Origin of the sequence: Mastigocoleus sp. MO_188.B34 (genome assembly GCF_030065675.1) — a bacterium.
Classification (GTDB): domain Bacteria; phylum Cyanobacteriota; class Cyanobacteriia; order Cyanobacteriales; family Nostocaceae; genus Mastigocoleus.
The window spans coordinates 39,483-60,683 of sequence record NZ_JASJDK010000001.1; the positions used below are offsets into that span (position 1 = coordinate 39,483).

The window sequence follows — 21,201 nt, forward strand, 5'->3', positions numbered from 1 at the left end:
GCACACTCTTGTTTTGCTTTATACAAATAGCTTGTTTGTATCGGTTAAGAACAAAAAATTGCCTATTAAATTATCTTATCTTTTCCCTACCTTTTTAAAATATGATGAACGCAAGCATTTTTTATACAGCAATAAACAACATAGTTAGGTAATAATTAATCTACTCACTTGTAGATGTGATAGATGCGTTGTTTTGTGGAGAAATAAATATCGGTTAAAAATTATATGAGTCAATATATGAATTTTAAATTTAATGCCCATAATATTTATTTGTTTGCTTATTATCTGAGTAATAGAAATGATGCTTTGGGTGAATATGAACCAGATTGGTTATGGAATAAATGTGATGAGATAACTGCTAAAATAGTAAAAACTGAATTTCATTTCAATATTAAGCAATATCTTGACTTAGAAAACCAAGCAGAAGAACAATGGGCTAATTTAAATAAACATTTCCCTGAAACTGATGATTATCACCCAATGTACGTACAGCCAAATAAATTTCTGATCGATAAAACTGGCGAAAAAATTGATTGTAATAATAAAACTTCTATTATTTATCCAGTAAGACTTTACGATAGTTATGGGTTAGGAATAAAACTAATTATACCTAAAAAAGAGAATAGTAATTATCTGAGTGGCAAAGATATTGGATTACTCAACCCAGATAACTGTCTGATGCTAGACGTAAATAAAGAGAACAAATATTTTCTCGGTCAAACTTTATTGATTACAATTAATTTAGAAAGTATATATAAATTAAAGTATAAATATAATCCAGAAAAGCTTCGAAGAATTGCTGATAGATATATTGATTCATTATTACCTGAAGATTTTAGAAGACCTCCATTTAATCGTTCTGGATTTCTATTTGGTTCTCCCATATTTCAGTACGGTATTATTAGGGCACCAAAAAGTTATAATCACATCATAGTTTGGTTTATTTTTAATGATGTAGCTGAAATTAAAATAGAAAAAAATTACCAACAGTTATTAGACTTATTTTTCTTTCGTTCTAAAGTGGTTAACGCTTATAAACAAATCAAAAGATTTGAGCAGGAATCAAAAAATATCTCCAAGACTATACACTCTCAAATTAAAATCACCCAAAATTATGATAATAAGCCTGAAGTTTTAGAGAAGGAAGAAAATATCGAATTGGATTTAGATAAATTACAAGATTTATTGATTTTACTACCACGTTTCTCTGTTGAGTATGCAAAAAATTTACGCTTGGTAAAAGAATTTCAAAATGTAATTGTTGAAAATACTAGAAACTATGAGGATAAAATTTATGAGATGAGAAGTAATTTCCTAAACGAAGATTTTTCATTCTTAGACCTGTTTATCTATAGAACTTGTTATCCTTGTCAGGAAAGAATTAAAGGTACTGTTAATTTTTTTCAGCTTGATATTAATCTAATAAATAATGCGATAGACTCAATCAGAGGTCAAGTTGAAGTTGAACAAGCACATAGAGAACGCCAGTTACAAAATACAGTCACAAGTGTAGGTCTTGGTATTGCTGTTGCAGGAAATTTTGCATCTAGTTATGAAGCTGGTTCTATTGCAGAAAATAAAGATGGCAAGAATCCTGAATTTCTTAATTTATCTTTTAACATACATCACTTCTTACTTTCATTTTGCATAAGTATTCTTTTTGGTTTAATTATTTGGCAAGGATTTTCAAGATTTTTTAGTTGGCGTTACAAGAAAAAACAGCTGATCAGAAACAAAGATTTAAATTAAATTTGTCGAAGTCAATAGAGAACTGGAAAAAGTAAATTCTATGGCTTCTCCACAAGCACGAGGTTTAAACAGGTTTAATAATCCCTCAAGTAATAGTCTTGAAGAAATTAAAACTCAAGTTAATAACCTTAAAGCAAATGTTAATAATTAATTGCTTGCTATTAATAAGCAAGAACAAGATAATGAATTAATCAATAATTCGGAAGTAGATAATACAGCGACAGATATAAAAGAAAGTAGCTTGACAAGATTTACTAACTGGTTCTTTAAATCTCCTGTTTTCTTTATATCCTTTGCTGTTTCAATGGGTGCTTTAGGGAGTCCTGTCAGTGTAATTGTACGTGCTAATAAATTTATCGATCAGTCAAAGGAAAAGCATACAGACTTATTTCTAACGGGATTTTTCCGTCCTATTGTCGGTATGTCATTTGCTATTTTCACAGTAGCATTGATTGAATCTGGGATATTTTCTGGTATTTTTAGGGCTAGTAAAACTGAAAACCGTGCTGTTTATCTTTATATGGCTATAGCTTTTGTCACCGGATTTAGTGAAAGATTAGTGGAAGATGTAGTTTTACGTACAGAAGATACTTTAACAGGTTTTTCTTCACGTTCAAATAAATCAGATCGGTAATTATTAATCAAACAAAATTCAATTACTAAAATTCAATTACTAACGTAATAAAACACGACTACGTGGACCAATAAGTTTTTTTCTTATAGTTACTTCTCTTTCCTTTGACAAACTTTCAACTTTCGGATTGAGTTTCCCAGGATTACCACTGCTAAATTCAATGTCGGGTATGGTCGAAGGTAATAAGCTATCAAAAGAATTAATATTATTGTTAGCAGTATTAATAGGAGAAGGTGGAATTATTTGATTTTCAATTCCAGTAGGATTTGAATTGTTGTTTGTCAAATTTCCATTAGTTAACGAATTTCCGCTAGCACCAGGACTAGCACTAGTATTTGAACTTCCATTAGTTGTAGAACTTCCACTAGTATTGGAATTGGAACTGGAACCACCACTAGTTGTAGAACCTCCACCAGTATTGGAATTAGAACTGGAACCACTACTAGTCGTAGAACTTCCACCATTTGTAGAATTCCCACTAGTTGTAGAACTTCCACCAGTATTGGAGTTGGAACTGGAACCACCACCAGTCGTAGAACTTCCACTAGTATTGGAACTGGAACTGGAACTGGAACTGGAACCACCACTAGTCGTAGAACTTCCACCACTTGTAGAATTCCCACCAGTTGTTGTTATGGGAATAGCATCAGCAGGTACCTCCACATACAACTTCACCAGAGGAGAGTTATTCATTTCCAATGAAGTTACGGTTGGTTTTCCAGGAATATCGGATTTGAAATCAAATACTGTTGGACTCTCACCACCATTGGGGTCGCTGTATCTTGGTCCTTGTCCTGTGACTTTAAAAGTTCCTTCGTACTGCTTTCCAGTTTTTGGGTCGGTGACAATACCTTTATAAAAACCTGCTTTTATTCCAAACTCATCTTGAACAACTGCTTGAAATTTAGTTCCATCTATTTTTCCTTGATATTTATAATCTTGTAATTCACCACCGGAAAGTACAGGTGAAGCGATCACACCATTTTTAGAAATAACCGGAATACCTTTAAAGTCAACATAATATTGAAGACTTCCATCGTTACCAGTTCTCATTTTCACGTAATCAGAACTGTAAACTGCTTTCCCATGACGGAAGTAAGTACCGTTAGAATCGGTATCTATCTCAGTAATAGCTCTGTTAAAGTTTGGATTAAATGCAGGAAGCTCGAGAGTTCCAGATAATGTACCAGTGCTTTGGATAGTAAATGGGGTTACTTGCGCTGACACAATTGATGAATTTAGCCCTAAAAATAAGCTAGTTAGACCAGTACCGAATAAAATGGTGCGAGTAAGCGCTGATGTTTTTTGCATTTTTGGTAATGGGTAATGGGTAATAAATACAGTTAGATAAGCCTAAATTTCTTTGTAGAGACGCGACATGTCGCGTCTTTACAGTGTTATTTGTTTAAAAAAATTCTTAACTGAAATGTAATGAGTAATAAGTGATAAGTAATGAGTGGTTTTTAACTGATAACTGTTCTAGAACTGATATGTCGCTCTGAGTGCACCAACCACTAGAGGGTCGTTACTTTTGTTATGGTCGGGATTAAAAACTACAAAAAATCCGGGAGTTAAAGAAAGATTTTGGTTAACTTGGGCGCGATAAAAAAGCTCTACGTGAAGTGATGTATCTTTGCGTCCACCAACCGTACCACCATCAGAAAAATTCGGAAAATTAAAACCATCGGGTAAAGAACTGGAAGTGATTTTTGGTGGTTGTCCAACGATCGCACCACCTAAATTACCAGTTTTCCCCAAGTTAGGTAAAGCTGCAAAAATAGCCCAATTGCTTGTTTGTACATTACCAGAAATATTTTGCGGATCTGAATAAGTCCAACCACCCCAACCTCCCACCTCCAAGTTTGGATTTATTCGCCATGCTACCGTCGCACCTACTGCTTGAGTATCAAACTCTGTTACAGGTGCAAAAGGGGAAACTAACTGAGCGTCTCCAATTCCCGTACCTAACAGAGAATCGGGGGAATGGGAGTAAAGATAATGTATTCCAACATTTAAATGGTCCGTAGGAGCCAAACTTAATTGAGCTCCAGCACTATGTCTACCATTAAATAAACCACCACCATTAGCGCTGGGGAAAGATGCAACTTCAGTATTGTAAATACCTTGCAAACTCACGCGATCGCTAATTTGTAAATCAAAACCAACTCCACTTCTACCATTACCAATGGTCAAAATTGGGTTGCGTTGACCAAATAAAGAAATAGCTCCTTCTCCAGAACCTTCCAAAGGATTAATTCCCCTAAATGTAGAAATAGAATTAACTCCTGCAGTTCCAATAACAAACCCTAGATTTTCTGATACCGCAAAGCGATAAGATAATTCGTTTAAGACTACATCATTATCAGTATCAGATTCATAACCCAAACGTCCCATATTATTAAATACGATAGGCGCTGAGGAACCTAAATTACCTGTAGATAAACCAGTCAGCAGTAAATCCTTACCAGTAAATGAAGTGGCTAAAGTTAGTTGTACGCTATTGTTAAAACTCAGACTGCTTTTTGCTTGACGCTCTGTTTCTCCATCCCGAGGAAATAAATCTACTTCTGGATTATTGTTACCCTGTAAACTAAGAATTGCCTGTCCAAATAGCTTTGTGGTGGGAGAAAAATTCTTTTCTTCTGAGCGTGTAACTTTTTCTTCAAGATATTCTATTCGTTTTTTTAGGTTTTGTAATTCTTGTTGAAAATCTGTTTTTAGTCTTTGTAGCGAACGTAAATCTTCTTCTGTAACAGCTTCACTGGTATTGTCAGCTATTAACTCATTAATTTTTTCCGTACAACTTGCTAAGTCAGCAGCAAATTCATAGCGATTTATCGCACGATTTCCAGCATACGTCCCATCTTTATACCCTGAGATACAACCATAACGCTCTATTAAAGACTTCAAAGCACCAAAAGCCCAATCATGAGGTTGTACATCATCTAGCTGTGATACTGATGTAAGTTTGGAAATTAGGAATTTTGGGTTTTCTGTTTTAAGTGCTGAATGTTCGTTTTTAGTTCTTATGTTTTGACTTTTGACTTCTGATATCCGTTCAAAATCTGATATTTCTGGAATTTTCTTTTGAATTTCAACTTTTCTTGAAGAGAAAGAGTTAGAAACAGAGAACTCATCACTATTAGTTCTTAATTTCGACTCTTGAACCCCACTTACTGGAGGTGTGCTATGTAGTAAATTTTGTTCTGGAGTAATGATTTGAGGAAAATTTAGAAAATTTACCTCCTCTTCAATTTTCAAGGTGACATTGGAACCACTCATATCTGGCTCGAGTGTTTCCGGAGGAGCTATTTGAGAAGATTGAATCTCTGGTTTTTCTTGCTCTTGTTTTACTTCTTTATGTTCTAATTGTTGATTTTGCTGTTCTGATACTTCCTCAAAAGAAGCTTCTACTTGTGGTGAATATGATAATTCCTTAGCTGATGAGATCCCTGTTGTTAACACGCTCGCCATCAACAAACCAATATTACTCATTAATTGTATTTCAATTTACTAACATCCACTATTTCCTGTGACAGATAAAATTAGTATTCATCAGGAAAATATTCGACAAAAATGTTGCAAATGATACTATTGATTCTATTAACCTATGACGAGAGTATTAATACTGAAAAAACTTAAAGAATTATCCAAGAAACTATTTTTCTTGCTTACAATAGTTTCCAATCTCTATTTCCAGCTTATCTGATTGCTTACCATATTTTAATGCAGTATTTAATGCTAGTTTAATATCTGTACGTGCCTTACGTATTTTCCCCCTACCAGATTTTGAAGCCTCTGCTACTTTTGAAGCACCTAATGCTTTACCAGCTTTATCCACTTCTTGACTCATATTTTTAAAAATCTGAGCAAAACTATTTTTATATTCTTGGAGCTTGGGGTCTTCTAGATTAAGCTTTTCCAACTTTTCAGCGGCTTTATCTAAATCCTGAGCTAATTGTAAGCTAGTAACAACTTGGTATCCTTTATTGCTTTGCACTAAGGATGTTCCTTCTGCGATCGTTTTAATTAAGCGCTGACATTGTGCTTTTTTTGTCTCTTCACATCCGCCAACCAATAAAGCCAGACTTAAACTCAGGGGAGTGATAATTTTAAATAAAATCCGAATGGACATTAATTTTCTATATTAAATAATACTGAAATTATCATAACCAAGAGTCGAGTAATTTTACATACTCATGTTTATATCTTTCATCTCAATCCAGTGCCAAATACTGAATTCATAAAATGTATATTTTAGAATAAATTCTTTATTATTATGGGCAGACAAAAGGAAGCTTGGGAGCAGGAAGAGGCTTGAGAGACAAATTAGGGAATAAGTATTTATTCCCCATATTATCCCCTACTCATTGCCACCTTATTAAATCAGTATTTTTACTGTCTATTATAAAAAAAAGTAATTTTACATGCTGGTAATTCTACCAGTCTAAAGGTAAACCTACAGCCTCCAAGCTTTCACCATCTTGTAAAAGCAATTTTATGTCTTTGTCCATAACAACTTTTCCTCTTGATAGGACTAAAGCTCGCTGTGTAATTTTGCCAAGCCAATGCAGATCGTGGGATGCAATTAACATTACTTCTACTGGTAAATTTATCAGCACCTCAGCCAAATTTCGTCGCCATTTAGGATCTAAACCGTTAGTTGGTTCGTCTAATATGAGAATTTTTGGTTCTAAAGCTAAAATAGTTGCTAGAGCAGCTAATCTCTTTTGTCCCCCAGAAAGTTCATGTACTGAACGATTAGCATAGGCTTCTAGATTAAAATCTGCTAATAACTTTCTGGCTTTATCCACAGCAATAGGCGCTGGTACCCCATAATTCCGGGGTCCAAATGCCACATCCTCTAAAATTGTTGGCATAAATAATTGGTCATTAGCATCTTGAAAAGAAAAGCCAATATAACTACGTATTTCTGGTAAAGTTTTTGTTTCTACAGGAGTACCACGAATCCAGATTTTTCCAGAAGTTGGTTCTTTTAACCCAATAAGGTTTTCTAACAAAGTACTTTTACCAGAGCCAGTAGCACCCATTAACGCCACTTTTTCCCCTGCATGTAAGTTGAAAGAAATTTCCCTTAAGATAGGCTCTTGTTTGGAATAAGCATAAACTAATTTTTCTACTATCAGTTCTGGTTTTGAGGTGATTGATTTTGAGGTGGTTAATTGTGACATTTTGAGTTTTCTTTAGATCTAATGAGGTGAAGTTAATCAGGACAAAACGCCCTCGAAAGGGCGCTCCTGTAATGCGAAGAAAAATAACAATGAAGATTAATAACTCGAGAGCAACAGTCTGAAGACCAGTTAATCCTGAAATTCGAAAATAGAAAAACAAGAAATTAGAAAATAAACCACTAATTGAGAAAAAATAACAGTTTTTGTGGTTGGAATATCTGTAAAAGTGATGTGTGATCGCCAAAACTGACAGACAATTTCTAATAAATTCTAAATTCTTGGGAAGAGCAAAGTAAGTCCTCAGAAGTAGTGACCCTAAATCCCAAGCTTTAATTGCTGTTCGAGTCTAGAGTTCGTAATCAATTGAGGAGATAGGAACCTACAGTTAAACTAATGGCAATTGTACTACTGACAAACAGAGTAAAACGTTCTTTTGTTCTTAGTCCAGAATTTACTGGAAGTTGACCGTTGTAACCACGAGCTACCATCGCAGCATGAACTCTTTCAGCACGGTCTAAGCTGCGAAGAAAAAAGGCTCCAACCATCGCCGCACTCGTGTAACGAACCCAGCCAGCAGTACCTCCCAAACCACGTAATTTAGCACTACGCTGCATTCGGGTTACTTCCAACAACAATATTTCTAAGTACTGTCCAGCTAAAAGTAAACTTTCTTTGAAAGCTTTGGGAAATGGCAAATCTTTAAGGGCGATACCAAAGCTATGGGGAGGTAAAGTTAGCAAAAAACTATTCATAGTCACCAGACAAACTAAAGAACGAACCAGTAAAAAACTTGCTCGTTCCCACCCTAAAGGTAAAGCCATTACAGATAGAAAGACTAATTCTAAACTTAACAATCCTGTCAATTTACGGATATTAGCCTGTAAGAAAATAGCCCATAAAATTGCTATTACTCCATAACACAAGAGCCAGTACCAAGTTCCTAATTTTAGTAAAGCCGTTCCAATAACAATAATCAGTGACAAATTTAATTTTAATGATAGAGAAACTCGATCAAGCATTCTTTGGTTTAACAATTTTGGCAATTCCAAAAGCAACAGCAAAACAAACAACCGACCCTAAAACTCCAGCAACACTTGTACCTACTCCCTCATTACCATTAAATGCATAGTCTGCAAGTGGTGTGGGTAAAGATACTCGAACGTTATCCGCCAAACCTATAAATCCATTGTCCTCAGCCACCTTTTCTAAACCATCTGGCCAAGCCGAAGCAAATAAGGATAAAACTCCTGCAATCAATAGAATACTGACAATTGGAACTACCCAACCGCGAATTTGTTTCTCTTCTCCTGGTAATAGATCTGGTCTAGCTTGAGAAAGATAGGCTAATACTCCACCGGTGATTAATCCTTCTCCAACACCAATCAAAATATGAACGCCAGTCATTGCTGGTAAAACAATATTTAGCTTTCCAGTACCAGATATGCTAAGTTCAATTGCTGCAAAAATTGCCGCCGCGACTACGCTTAATCCTGCCGCAATTCCACCTGCAAGGGGTAAACGACCTTTAGACCCACCTAACAATCGTTGCAAAGTTTGAGTCAATATCCAACCTACCCAAACTCCAATTACAGCCATATTAAAAATATTGGCTCCTAAAGCTGTAATGCCGCCATCAGCAAATAATACCGCCTGAATAATTAAAACAGTAGCAATACACAATGCACCAGCCCAAGGACTACCCAAAACAATTGCTGCTAATGCCCCACCTAGCAAATGACCGCTAGTGCCGCCAGCTACAGGAAAATTTATCATCTGCGCTGCAAAGATAAAGGCTGTAGTTAAACCTAATACAGGGGCACGACGAATACCAAAAGCCTCTTTGGAGCGTCCTAATGCCAAACCTAATGCTGCTACACTTGCCAAACTTGTAGCTGCTGCTACAGATGGAGAAACAAAACCATCTGGTATATGCATAATTTTTAGACTAATTAATGATAGAAACTAACAAAAACTACCGTAGTTAATACGCAATCTTCTATGTATTAAATATTGTTTGAGTTATTTTTTCAATGCCCCTATAGGGCATTTTATAAGTTTTTTCATCAATACTAATGCTTTATTGTATGTTACTAAATATACTTGTATTGCGTAATGTAAACTTTGTGTAACTTACTTTAATTTGTTGTCTAAAAATCCTTGTTAGGTGTAGTGAATTTCTGTAAATATCAAGTTCACTTTAGATATGAAATTTGTTAGTCTTAACTCTCTTGTTGTTTAATATTTTAGTTGTCAAATACATATAGCACTTATCAATCAACTTAACTATGTTGGAAGAAAAAACAGAGCAACCAAAATTACCTACTAGCGCCATAGATCGTATTTCACATCAAGCATTTGATGACTGGTTTGAATATCCCATTAGAGTACAACCTCACCACACAGATTACCTTGGTGTTGTTTGGCATGGTACTTACGTTGCTTGGCTAGAGGAAGCAAGGGTAGAGTGCTTGCGCTCGATAGGCGTTAATTATGAAGATTTAGTTGCTTTAGGCTGCGATCTACCGGTTGTTGAACTTTCTATCCGCTATCACCAGTCTCTAAAGCTAGGGACTGCAGCTGTGGTTAAAACTCGTATGGCTGAAGTAACTGGTGTAAGAATTAATTGGGATTATGCTATTACTTCTGCCGATATACAAGAACTATATTTAACTGCTCGGGTAACCTTGGTAGCTTTAGATCGCGAAAAGGGTAAAATTATGCGTCAGTTACCTGCAAGTGTGAAAGATGCCCTTGCAAGAATTTCAGGAACTACCAAAAAATAATTTATTTACGAAATTTCATGTGCTAAATATTTCATGTGTTAAATGTTTAACCTTTAACCTTTAACCTTTAACCTTTAACCTTTAACTCCTGAAAAATTTACTTTAAGGGATTTCCCTAAAACTATGTGATGTGGGCTGTGCCCACTTTACGAAAAATATTAGTTTGGATGTGTTTTTTGGTATTCAAACACAATCTTGTATTCTTTCATAATTATCTAAGCACAAAATGCAAGTTATGGAAAATTGATTATTTATTAACTACAATCTCAAATAAATGTATTTAACTATATCTTGGAATTTTATTAGTCTCATTTTTTAATTTAATTTTGATATTGTTATTTCGCTACCTAAGTTAAATTAATTAACAATTTTAAATTCAAAACATTGAATTAAGGGCACTGAATTAAGAATAATAAATATTAAATAGGGAACTTTAATCTCATTTTATACTAAGTATATAGATAATTTTGCGTTACTACTTGTACGGTGGAGTAATTCAATTTTTAGCATCTATTAAGTCTTTAATTACGTCGTTACCTTCAACCACTGCGGATAACTTTTGCAAGGATTCAAATACGTAACCCACGACATCAAAAGGACTAATATCAAATCCAAACTTTAATAAAACAATAATTGCAGCAACAGTAAATGCTAGTTTTACTGTAGTCTTAACTACTTTAACTAATATTGTAAAGACAATCCAAGCGACTACAAAAGTCAGAATAATCATAGAGTTATATTCCTGTATAATAGCCCCGATAATCGCCCTGCTTACTAAGCTATACATTGTCGCTCTTAGGCTAGGAGATATTAATCTAAGATAATGTGGCTGGAATACAGCTCGCCATCACTAGAATTAGGAGTTTAAATTCAAGTACTAATATATACGATAAAATAGCAATTTTTGGGATATTTTATGTGCAATGAATAATATTTCAGAGAAATAAGAAATATGATGTAAAAAACACCTATATTATGTCAAATGATTTTCAACGCATAGATATACTTTGCAATAAACGATTAGTGCCTAAGTAAGTAGGCGATAAAATAAGCTATGTAAAAAATATTAAACACCCTTACCCTTATTTTGCTTGTAGTACCGTTATGTCCCAAGAAATATGCTAGAGCTGCGGTACCTACTAATCCGCTAATAGCACTAAAACATTATTAAAAACAATTTATGATTATTTCTTACTAGCCTACTTATTATTATTTTGGGTTATTTGGTGTGTAATTTATTTTATGCTTTCGGCTTAGCCTAGTTGCCCCATAAATTAGGAATAGCAACTGAAATGTTTAACAGAAAACAAGTAATTTCCTCACTTTAAAGCGTAAAGCCATATTACTTCTAAAGTACCTTGTCTGTCTTGTGTGTTCTGATACCAACTTTATAATTTTTGTAAAGACGTAAAACTATGACCTTGCGATCAACCTCAACGCCTTACGTCTCTACATAAAAAATTGATGTTTTGATATTATGTATGTTTGGTTGACATAACCGGCAGTAAACTGCCACGCACTACATTACTCCCTTATAAGGAGTCGTATGTAGTGCTACACCATAAACCAAATAACAAGTTGGATATTAAATTTCCTCAAAATTCTCAACAATTATCAGCAATCGAGAATTCACCGTAAAGAAATTACATCAGTGGAAGATTGTAACTCTTGGGTAGCCTGTAAAACTTCTTCCCTTGCCCATCGATCTGCAGCCAAAATATCATCTAAGGTTGGATTTAAATGATTGTGATCGCGGTGACGATCACAAACTAATTCAATACTGCGGGGAATGTCTAGAAACTTAATTTTTTCGTCGAGGAATAGGGCTACTGCTTGTTCATTGGCAGCATTTAATACTGCGGGCATTGAACCACCTGCTTGACCTGCAGCATAAGCTAAATTCATGCAGGGATACTTTTGATGGTCGGGCTCACGGAAAGTTAAATTTCCAGCTTTTACTAAATCTAACCTTTCCCATTCAGTATAAATACGTTCGGGGAAAGATAAAGCATATAGTAGAGGTAAGCGCATGTCTGGCCAACCTAATTGGGCCAAAACAGAGGTATCTTGTAATTCAATGAGGGAATGGATAATACTTTGAGGATGAATAACAATTTGAATGTCAGAATAATCCAACCCAAATAAAAAGTGTGCCTCAATTACTTCTAAACCCTTATTCATCAAAGTGGCAGAGTCCACAGTAATTTTTCGCCCCATCGACCAATTGGGATGCTTAAGGGCATCTGCAACTGTAACCTGTGCTAATTTTTCAGTTGCCCAGTCGCGAAAAGCACCACCAGAAGCAGTTAACAAAATTTTCCGCAAACCACCTTTCGGTACACCTTGCAAACATTGAAAAATTGCTGAATGTTCTGAGTCAGCAGGTAATAATTTAACACCATGTTTCGCAACTAAAGGTAGAACAACTGGACCTCCAGCGATTAAAGTTTCTTTGTTCGCCAAAGCTATATTTTTACCAGCTTCAATTGCAGCAATTGTCGGTAGTAAACCTGCGCAACCAACAATTCCCGTAACTACAGTTTCCGCATCACCATGACGGGCAACTTCTATTACTCCTTCATTTCCCGCAAGTAAAATAGGTTTCGGATCGACATCTTTAATAGCTTCCTTTAGCTCGGGTAACTTTTCTTCAGCAAAAATTGCTGCAATACTAGGCTTAAACTGTCTAATTTGAGCAGCCAATATTTCCACATTTCGTCCGGCTGCTATTCCCACAATCCGGAACTTTTCTGGATTTTGAGCTACAATTTCTAATGTCTGGGTACCAATAGAACCTGTTGAACCAAGAAGAGTAATAGCTTTCACAATTGCTTATCAGATGAAAAGACAACTCCACTATAGATTGCTTGGGACACTCAAGGAAGAATCAGGTGATTGAGGACTAAAATTTGGGGATCGGGGACTTAGAATATTACTGGCAATGTTCGCTATATATAAAAATTAAAGAACAGTTACCTTCCAAACCAATTACAAACTGCATCATATTAGCTATTTCAATACTTTACAGTTCTTCTGCTCGAATGTTAGCACTGTTACCAAATTTATTAGCTTTCCTAGAATTTACAAATACCTAGGGTGAAAGATGGATCCCATTAAACCCGAATAAAAAATCTTTAAGATTAATGTTTTTTAGCGAAATATTGTCTAGGAAAAACTGCTTTAATTTATTATTTATTTTTTATTACTTATTTTTACTATTGCCAGTCTCTATTATATTGATCACACATAGTAATTAGTTAAAAATAACATACAAAATTTATACTAACTTGATGTTAGATGAATACTTAATTAAATGTTAGATTAAATACATTATATTATGGATTCGATTATATAAGAATGACATTATTTGTTATAATGATTATGTGAGAAGCCAGGGTTGTCAGCCAAGATAAACTTCAGTATTTATACTGTCAACATAAATGTATAGAGTGTAATATCAATGATGTAGGGTTATAAAGAACTAACCTTGGAAATATAAACGAATATTTAATATTTTCTTAAAAATTGTTCTTGTCACGTTCAAATATTGAATTTTTTGAACTATTCATCAATCATAAAACGAGTACTAATAGTGCATTATTTAGTAATAATTAATTTTGTATTTATGAAGTAAAAATAACAGTATTTCGAGAGTATTAATACTAAGAAGAATAAAGCTAATAGTTAACTTTTGCTTAGTTTAAATTAAGAAAAATCAAATTATTTTTAGGTATAAATTTAACTTTATCCTTCACGGTAATATTCTGAGGTAATACTAAAATATACATTGTCAATGATGAAAGTAATATTTCCATTCAAGAATATTTAATATCCTATTAAAAAATATTAGTTATCTGTTGCTTTAATTTCACTTCTTGTGATGTTTAGACATAAACAAAGCCCGTAAAACCAACTAACCTCCTTTTGTGCTCTCTGTTGATGAAGTCTGTTAATTTCAGGATTATCAGAAAATCAATGGGTATTTATCTATATGGATCTGTAATTATCACTAACCACCAGTCAAACTTCTGACGTTTACACCCTTGAAGGAGTTATGAAGTGGAGAAGAATAAGTTCTTTGCTTGGCCCCAAAGTATACTAATTGGGCTGGCAGCATTAGGTGGTACTCTTAGTTTAAGTTGGATTATGCCAATTAAACCAAATCTGTTTGAACTGGGGAGTACTAATGCCGTAGACGCAAGCCCAGAAATACTATTAGCTAAGCCACAAACTCAGAAACAAATTGAATATTTCAAGTTAGCAATGCTAGCAACTTGGCAAAAAGAAGCACGAGGAAAAGGTTTATATCACACCGTACCAAAAAGTTTTTTTGGCAAAACTATTAATTCAGTAAAACTTTCTAACGAAAATAAAGTAATTGCTCTAACTTTTGATGATGGACCTTGGCCGGGATATACTGCACAAATATTGGATATTCTCAAAAAAAATCAGGTTAAGGGTACATTTTTTGTCGTTGGGCAAATGTTGCAAAACTACCCTGATTTGGGTAAGAGAATTGTAGACGAAGGTCATACAATCGCAAACCACACATGGAACCACTGGTATCACTATTTCAATAAACAAGCTGCTGCATTTGAAATAGATCGCACTAGTAATTTGATTTATGAAACCACTGGTGTAAAAACAACCTTATTTCGACCACCAGGAGGTAAATTACATAATGGTTTAGCTGCCTATGCTCGAAGTAAAAACTATACCGTAGTTATGTGGTCGGCTGATTCAATAGATTATACACGTCCATCACCATCAACTCTAGTAAATCGAGTGATGGGACAATCTGCGCCTGGTGGGATAGTGTTAATGCACGATGGAGGTGGAAATCGCTCTAATACTGTAGCGGCTTTACCAATGATGATACAAAAATATCAGGAGCAAGGCTACCGTTTTGTGACTATTCCAGAATTGTTGGAACTCAAGGAAAAACATCAAAAAGTAGTATCCGTAAAAAAATAAAGATTACTTTGATTGATTAATATTTTGTGATTTTGTTTTGTGATTTTTAATTACAAGAAAGCGAAATTTAATATAAACAATTTATTCCCTATTGGTACATCAAACCACTGATTTTGATTGATTCTTCCCAATCCAAAATACTTAGGAATGAGAATTTAATAACCTGTAATTCTAAAATTTGGAATGGTGCGTTACGCGATGCTAACAGCACCCTAATTTCGTACTTTATTTAATCCACATTCTTTACAACATTTTTGGAAAAATGGAACAAGCAATAATACTTTGATTGAATCATCATTGTAACTTTTTCTTCAAGGATAGATCCCCAAATTAAAACTTCCTAGAGACGTAGTAATTCTACGTCTCTCTTAGTTTTTTAGTGATTTTAAACAGAACTTAGCTGTTTAACTTCTTGAGGATTTACTTCTGGTCTTTCAGCTTCAGAAGGCGGAACCAAAAGCCAGAACTTGGGTAAGTACTCTTGCCAATTTTGCAAAATTTTCTTGGCTTTGGCGGAGTTTGTCCGATCGCAATGGGCTTGGATTAAATCTTTGAGTTGCTTTTCACCTGCGGCGGTAATTACCTTTTGAACTTTGACATTATCTTGATTCACTAATTCAGGGAAATTACCATCCTCATCTAGGAAATATGCTAAACCACCGGTCATTCCCGCAGCAACGTTACGTCCAACTTTACCGAGAACTACAACTACACCACCAGTCATATATTCACAGCAATGATCCCCGGCTCCTTCAATTACCGCTGTTCCTTTAGAATTTCGTACTGCGAACCTTTCTCCTGCTAGACCTTGGGCAAACAACATACCACCGGTCGCCCCGTAAATACAGGTATTGCCGATAATTACATTCTGTGAGGGATCGTAAGTGATATCCGCTGGAGGATTAATAATGATTTCACCACCATTCATACCTTTACCAACATAATCGTTGGCTTCACCCTCAAGAGTAAGAATCATTCCCGGAAGATTAAAAGCACCAAAGCTCTGACCCGCACTACCTTTGAAGTTCAAATTAACTTCTCCTTCAAAGCCATCGTTACCATACTTTGCTGCGATCGCTCCTGCTAAACGAGTACCGACAGTTCGATCGGTATTAACTACAACAAATGATTTGGTAACACTAGATTGATTTTGAATGGCAGCTTGAATATCTGCGTCTTTCAGTAGTTCATCATCTAGCACATCACCGTTACCATGTACTTCTTCGTGTTTTAACCAGCTACGATCGGCTTTAGTGTTAGGTAACTGTAATAAACAGTTAAGGTTAAGGGATTGAGTCTTAGTTAACTCAACTTCTGAGCGAGGTATGAGTAAATCTGCACGTCCGACAATTTCTGTCAAAGAACGGTAACCAAATTTTGCAAGTAAAGAACGAACTTCTTCAGCAATGAAATAGAAGAAGTTAACTACTTGTTCAGGAAGTCCAGGGAAACGCTTGCGTAATTCTTCTTTTTGGGAAGCTACACCTACAGGACAATTATTGGTATGGCAAATCCGCGCCATAATACATCCTTCAGCAATCATGGCGATGGAACCAAAGCCGAATTCTTCTGCACCCATTAAAGCACCCATCAACACGTCCCAACCGCTCTTAAGACCGCCATCAACCCGCAAAATTACTTGATCGCGCAAGTTGTTTTCCATGAGAACGCGATGTACTTCTGTTAGTCCCAATTCCCAAGGAGAACCAGCGTGTTTAATTGAACTTAAGGGCGAAGCACCTGTTCCACCATCGTGACCGGAAATTTGGATAATATCGGCATTTCCTTTCGCAACCCCAGCAGCAATTGTCCCAATACCAATTTCTGCTACCAACTTGACAGAGACTTTGGCTTGGGGATTAATTTGATGCAAATCGAAAATTAACTGTGCTAAATCCTCAATAGAATAAATATCATGGTGCGGGGGTGGCGAAATCAGCGTTACACCTGGCTTAGAACGTCGCAACATGGCAATATAAGGGCTGACTTTTCTACCTGGTAACTGTCCTCCCTCTCCTGGTTTAGCACCTTGAGCAATTTTGATTTCAATTTGCTGAGCGCTCATTAAGTACTCTGGGGTAACACCAAAACGTCCCGAAGCAACTTGTTTAATTGCACTGCAAGCCCGATCTCCATTGCGCAGACCATTTAAATGGGGTAATGTGGGCGAATTTCCAGAATCATCCACATCATCTAAAACTTTAAAACGTACCGGGTCTTCACCACCTTCCCCAGAATTAGACTTACCACCAATTCGATTCATCGCGATCGCCAAAGTCTCATGGGCTTCCCTTGAAAGGGCTCCTAAAGACATCCCACCCGTACAGAAGCGGCGTAGAATTTCACTAACTGGTTCAACTTCTTCCAAAGGAATTGAATCTCGATCGCTTTGGAAATCCAGTAAATCCCGCAAAGCGGTAATTTTTCTATTCTGTAAAGATTGTTTATAAACGCTGTAGTGGTCGTAATCTTTTGTGGCGACAGCTTTATGTAGTATTTTTGCCATTTCTGGATTGTTCATGTGGTATTCACCACCACGACGATATTGAACAAAACCCAGATTTTCTAATTTTTTCAGACTCAATTCGGGGAAAGCTTTACGATGAAAACTTAATACTTCTTGGGCTAAGTCACTAATACTTAAACCTCCGATCCGTGAAGTCGTACCCCGGAAGCCCATCGCTAGTAAATCTTCTCCAATACCAATAGCTTCAAATATTTGTGCACCTTGATAGCTGGAAAGTAGTGATATCCCCATTTTTGAGAGAATTTTGAGTAATCCAGCCTCAACAGCATGACGATAATTACTCAAAGATTCTTCTAGGCTTAAAGCTGGTAATTTACCGCGTTCCATAAATTGCTGGGTTTTTGGATCTTCCCACCAATTTCGAACAGTATCTAATACCATGTAGGGACAAATTGCTGCAGCACCATAGCCAATCAAGCAAGCGAAATGATGGGTACTCCAACATTGGGCTGTATCAACAAGTAAAGATACCTGCATTCGCAGTCTTTCCTTAATGAGGTGATGGTGTACAGCACCAACTGCTAATAGGGGTGGAATATAAGTGCGATCTGCATCAATAGCACATTTTTGCTCGACACGCTCTGTAAGGATCAGTATTTTACTTCCGGAGCGTACTGCTGCAGCTGCTTTTGCTTGCAAAGATTCAACTGCTGCTTGTAAGCCTTGGGGACCGTCAGCAATATCAAATAATGTTGAAAGTTCTACTGTTGTAAAGTCTGAATTCTTAATTGCTTCTAATTCAACTTCAGAAATGACTGGTGATTCTAATTTAATTCTGCGGGCGTATTCTGGTTGTGGATTCAGTAAATTACCCCTTTCGCCAATTTCTACTTTTAATGACATCACCAGCTTTTCCCGTAACGGGTCGATAGCAGGATTCGTTACCTGAGCAAATCTTTGCTTGAAATAGTTATACAGTAAGTGAGGTTTTTCTGATAAAACCGCTAGAGGAATATCATCACCCATGCAGAAAGTAGGCTCCTTACCGTTTGTAGCCATGTCTTGGATCGTCATTTCCACATCTTCTGTGGTATATCCAAAGGCAAATTGATTTCTCAGTAAGGTTTTTCGGTCGATATTAGGACGTAATGCTCCTACACTACCGTTACCATTACTATTGCCATTATTGCTGTGCTTACTTTCAACCAAGGAATTAAGATTTTGGCGGTACTGACTCAACCATTCCCCATAGGGGTATTGCTGAGCTATGCGCTGCTTGATTTGCCAATTTTTTAAAATTTCCTGGGTTTCTAAATCCACCGCGATTGTGCGTCCCGGACCTAGTCTTCCTTTCTCAACGATTTCGGACTCTGGGAAATTTGCAACGCCGGCTTCTGAGGCGACAACAACATAATCATCTTTGGTGATGCAGTAGCGTGCTGGTCTCAAACCATTACGATCTAGGGCTGCTCCAACTTTACGTCCATCACTAAAGACCAATAAAGCTGGTCCGTCCCAGGCTTCTTGCATACCACTATAGTATTCGTAAAAATCAACAATTTCTGGATAATCCTTTAACTCTGGCTGATTTTGGTAAGCTTCTGGCACCATAATCATCAAAGCTTCCAAAGGACTACGTCCGGAACGTACTAAAACTTCAAATACATTATCTAAAGTTGCGGAATCACTGTTTTCCATCCGCACAAAAGGTCTCAATTCATTTAAACGCCCTTCCCAAACAGGATGATTGAGTGTTGTATCTCTTGCCATCATCCAGTTTACGTTACCCACCAAAGTATTTATTTCACCATTATGTCCCAATAAACGCATTGGTTGGGCAAGGGGCCATTTCGGTAAAGTATTAGTACTAAAACGACGGTGGTAAACTGCAAAAGCAGTAATATATTGTGGATCTTTTAGATCGGTATAGAATTCTGCTAGTACAGCAGAACGAACCATACCTTTGTAAATAATTGTTCGACTTGACAGCGAACAAACATAAAAGTCTGTTAAAGGTTCTTGATTTAAACTGCGAATTTCTTTGACAACACGACGACGAGTAATGTATAGGTGCCTTTCTAAGTCATCACCACTTTTGTCATTACTTAATAAAAAAACTTGCTCTATTTGGGGTTGATTTTCTTTAGCTTGTACTCCCAAAACTTCAGGATTAACAGGTACAGAACGCCATCCCAAAACAGTTAATTTTTCTTTCGATGCAACTGCTTCAAAAGTTGTTTTTGCTATTTTTGCTGCTTCCTTGTCAGTTGGAAGAAATATCATTCCTACCCCAACTTTGCTCAGATCTTCTGGAAGCTTTATGTTATCTGCGGTTAAATTTGTTTGGAACAAGTCCCAAGGGATGGCAGTCAATATGCCTGCACCATCACCAGAATCCCGATCTGCACTACAACCTCCACGGTGTTCCAAGCAGGTTAATCCAGCCAAAGCTTTTACCAATACTCCATGGCTGGCTTGGTTTCGGCGATGGGCAATAAAACCCACACCACAGGCATCCCTTTCCTCCACTAACCACCTTTGTCCCTGGCTGGTACTTTCTTCGGAGGAATTATTGATAAATGCCATATTTTGTTCTTGATTGTTTTGTTGGTTTTTCATAAACTATACCCTGAGATTTTGAGTCGTTATTTTTAACACTCCGCAGTAAATTTGTTAATTATGATTTAGGAGATACATTGCAATGACTGCATGAGCGCAATTAAAAAAGAAAAAAAATTACCTCGGGTATCATCATTTTGTTCTACCCGCGTTAATATCTATAATTGAAAAAATTATACTGAGTTAAATGAATTACAGTTTATCCTGATGAGCTTATACAAACAGATTTATATTTTGAAGGTTTCTATTATCTCAATTCATCGCTTTAGATAAATTTAGACAAAAAAGTTAGCTCGGCTCCAACCTTTAATTCTATCTCCATTAAGATTCTCAATCTCAGTGAGAGCAATTAGAATTAAAGACTTTACCGACCTTCAATTTGTATACATTTTGTTTAAGTGTTTCAGCGCTAAAATCAGCGCATTATAAATCAGCGTATTACACTATATACCCATTTGACAATTCCAAAAATTCACTTGTTTGCACATAAGCCATTTCAATTAATGCTGCTACCATTTTCACCTCACTCAAGTAGCGAATAATCCTAAGACTCAGCTATCAATTATTGATTTCTATTTTTTCTGCAATTATTTGCAGCAAGTTGACTGTTAGTTAGTAAGAAGTTTCACATAAATTTTCAGTATTTATGTCAAAAAAAAACTTGTTTAAATGTTTGCAAAAGGATGTTTAACTATATATACCTTATCATGCCGGACTTTAAAACCTATCTTACATTTTATCCCACCAACAAAAAAATTTAATTTTATACCTTCATGATGCCAA

13 protein-coding genes are annotated in these 21,201 nt (G+C 35.9%); 4 read left to right on the forward strand and 9 right to left on the reverse strand.

The features are described 5' to 3' along the window. The first annotated feature begins 225 nt into the window (after positions 1–225). Positions 226–1,749: a hypothetical protein gene (locus QNJ50_RS00160; RefSeq protein ID WP_300630775.1), complete on the forward strand. Its 1,524-nt coding sequence runs from the start codon at positions 226–228 to the stop codon at positions 1,747–1,749. Positions 1,750–1,900: 151 nt separating this feature from the next. Further along, positions 1,901–2,383, forward strand: a complete 483-nt coding sequence (locus tag QNJ50_RS00165; RefSeq protein WP_300630778.1) for a hypothetical protein — start codon at positions 1,901–1,903, stop codon at positions 2,381–2,383. Positions 2,384–2,422: 39 nt separating this feature from the next. Here the strand turns inward: QNJ50_RS00165 and QNJ50_RS00170 are convergent, their stop codons facing one another. The 6 genes from QNJ50_RS00170 to QNJ50_RS00195 form a co-directional block, all read right to left on the reverse strand. Continuing rightward, on the reverse strand, positions 2,423–3,694 hold the full coding sequence (locus tag QNJ50_RS00170) for a hypothetical protein (RefSeq protein WP_300630781.1): 1,272 nt from the start codon (positions 3,692–3,694) through the stop codon (positions 2,423–2,425). Positions 3,695–3,862: 168 nt separating this feature from the next. Further along, a complete protein-coding gene (locus QNJ50_RS00175) occupies positions 3,863–5,878 on the reverse strand; it encodes an iron uptake porin (RefSeq protein ID WP_300630784.1) in 2,016 nt (671 codons plus the stop codon). Positions 5,879–6,041: 163 nt separating this feature from the next. Next, the gene (locus tag QNJ50_RS00180) at positions 6,042–6,518 is read right to left on the reverse strand and encodes a hypothetical protein (protein ID WP_300630788.1); all 477 of its coding nucleotides are present in this window, start codon (positions 6,516–6,518) and stop codon (positions 6,042–6,044) included. Between the two features lie 304 nt (positions 6,519–6,822). Further along, positions 6,823–7,575, reverse strand: coding sequence for an ABC transporter ATP-binding protein (locus QNJ50_RS00185; RefSeq protein ID WP_300630790.1), 753 nt, complete (start codon positions 7,573–7,575; stop codon positions 6,823–6,825). A 359-nt stretch (positions 7,576–7,934) separates the two neighbouring features. Continuing rightward, positions 7,935–8,594 carry an energy-coupling factor transporter transmembrane protein EcfT gene (locus QNJ50_RS00190; RefSeq protein WP_300630792.1) on the reverse strand — a complete coding sequence of 220 codons (660 nt, stop codon included), beginning with the start codon at positions 8,592–8,594 and terminating at the stop codon, positions 7,935–7,937. After that, positions 8,587–9,510 (reverse strand): energy-coupling factor ABC transporter permease, encoded by a 924-nt coding sequence (locus tag QNJ50_RS00195; protein WP_300630795.1) that lies wholly within the window; start codon positions 9,508–9,510, stop codon positions 8,587–8,589. Before QNJ50_RS00195 ends, QNJ50_RS00190 begins: the two co-directional genes overlap by 8 nt. 350 nt (positions 9,511–9,860) lie before the next feature. Here QNJ50_RS00195 and QNJ50_RS00200 point away from each other — a divergent pair, with 350 nt between their 5' ends. Beyond that, complete coding sequence (locus tag QNJ50_RS00200; protein ID WP_300630798.1) at positions 9,861–10,358, forward strand: thioesterase family protein; 498 nt, start codon at positions 9,861–9,863, stop codon at positions 10,356–10,358. A 496-nt stretch (positions 10,359–10,854) separates the two neighbouring features. On the opposite strand, the gene QNJ50_RS00205 is transcribed toward QNJ50_RS00200, so the two are convergent. Next, positions 10,855–11,088, reverse strand: a complete 234-nt coding sequence (locus QNJ50_RS00205; protein WP_366914197.1) for a hypothetical protein — start codon at positions 11,086–11,088, stop codon at positions 10,855–10,857. Between the two features lie 899 nt (positions 11,089–11,987). Then, a complete protein-coding gene (locus tag QNJ50_RS00210) occupies positions 11,988–13,184 on the reverse strand; it encodes a 1-deoxy-D-xylulose-5-phosphate reductoisomerase (protein ID WP_300630801.1) in 1,197 nt (398 codons plus the stop codon). 1,233 nt (positions 13,185–14,417) lie between these two features. Here QNJ50_RS00210 and QNJ50_RS00215 point away from each other — a divergent pair. After that, the gene (locus tag QNJ50_RS00215; RefSeq protein ID WP_300630804.1) at positions 14,418–15,332 is read left to right on the forward strand and encodes a polysaccharide deacetylase family protein; all 915 of its coding nucleotides are present in this window, start codon (positions 14,418–14,420) and stop codon (positions 15,330–15,332) included. A gap of 385 nt (positions 15,333–15,717) precedes the next feature. On the opposite strand, the gene gltB is transcribed toward QNJ50_RS00215, so the two are convergent. Next, entirely contained in the window at positions 15,718–20,418 is a 4,701-nt protein-coding gene (gene gltB, locus QNJ50_RS00220) for a glutamate synthase large subunit (protein WP_300630807.1), read from the reverse strand. Positions 20,419–21,201: the final 783 nt, after the last annotated feature.

What these genes read in the sequence shown, in the direction of transcription:
- QNJ50_RS00160 (WP_300630775.1), top strand. Translation starts at nt 226, where the DNA reads ATGAGTCAATATATGAATTTTAAATTTAATGCCCATAATATTTATTTG.
- QNJ50_RS00170 (WP_300630781.1), bottom strand. Translation starts at nt 3,694, where the DNA reads ATGCAAAAAACATCAGCGCTTACTCGCACCATTTTATTCGGTACTGGT.
- QNJ50_RS00175 (WP_300630784.1), bottom strand. Translation starts at nt 5,878, where the DNA reads ATGAGTAATATTGGTTTGTTGATGGCGAGCGTGTTAACAACAGGGATC.
- QNJ50_RS00180 (WP_300630788.1), bottom strand. Translation starts at nt 6,518, where the DNA reads ATGTCCATTCGGATTTTATTTAAAATTATCACTCCCCTGAGTTTAAGT.
- QNJ50_RS00185 (WP_300630790.1), bottom strand. Translation starts at nt 7,575, where the DNA reads ATGTCACAATTAACCACCTCAAAATCAATCACCTCAAAACCAGAACTG.
- QNJ50_RS00190 (WP_300630792.1), bottom strand. Translation starts at nt 8,594, where the DNA reads ATGCTTGATCGAGTTTCTCTATCATTAAAATTAAATTTGTCACTGATT.
- QNJ50_RS00195 (WP_300630795.1), bottom strand. Translation starts at nt 9,510, where the DNA reads ATGCATATACCAGATGGTTTTGTTTCTCCATCTGTAGCAGCAGCTACA.
- QNJ50_RS00200 (WP_300630798.1), top strand. Translation starts at nt 9,861, where the DNA reads ATGTTGGAAGAAAAAACAGAGCAACCAAAATTACCTACTAGCGCCATA.
- QNJ50_RS00205 (WP_366914197.1), bottom strand. Translation starts at nt 11,088, where the DNA reads ATGATTATTCTGACTTTTGTAGTCGCTTGGATTGTCTTTACAATATTA.
- gltB (WP_300630807.1), bottom strand. Translation starts at nt 20,418, where the DNA reads ATGAAAAACCAACAAAACAATCAAGAACAAAATATGGCATTTATCAAT.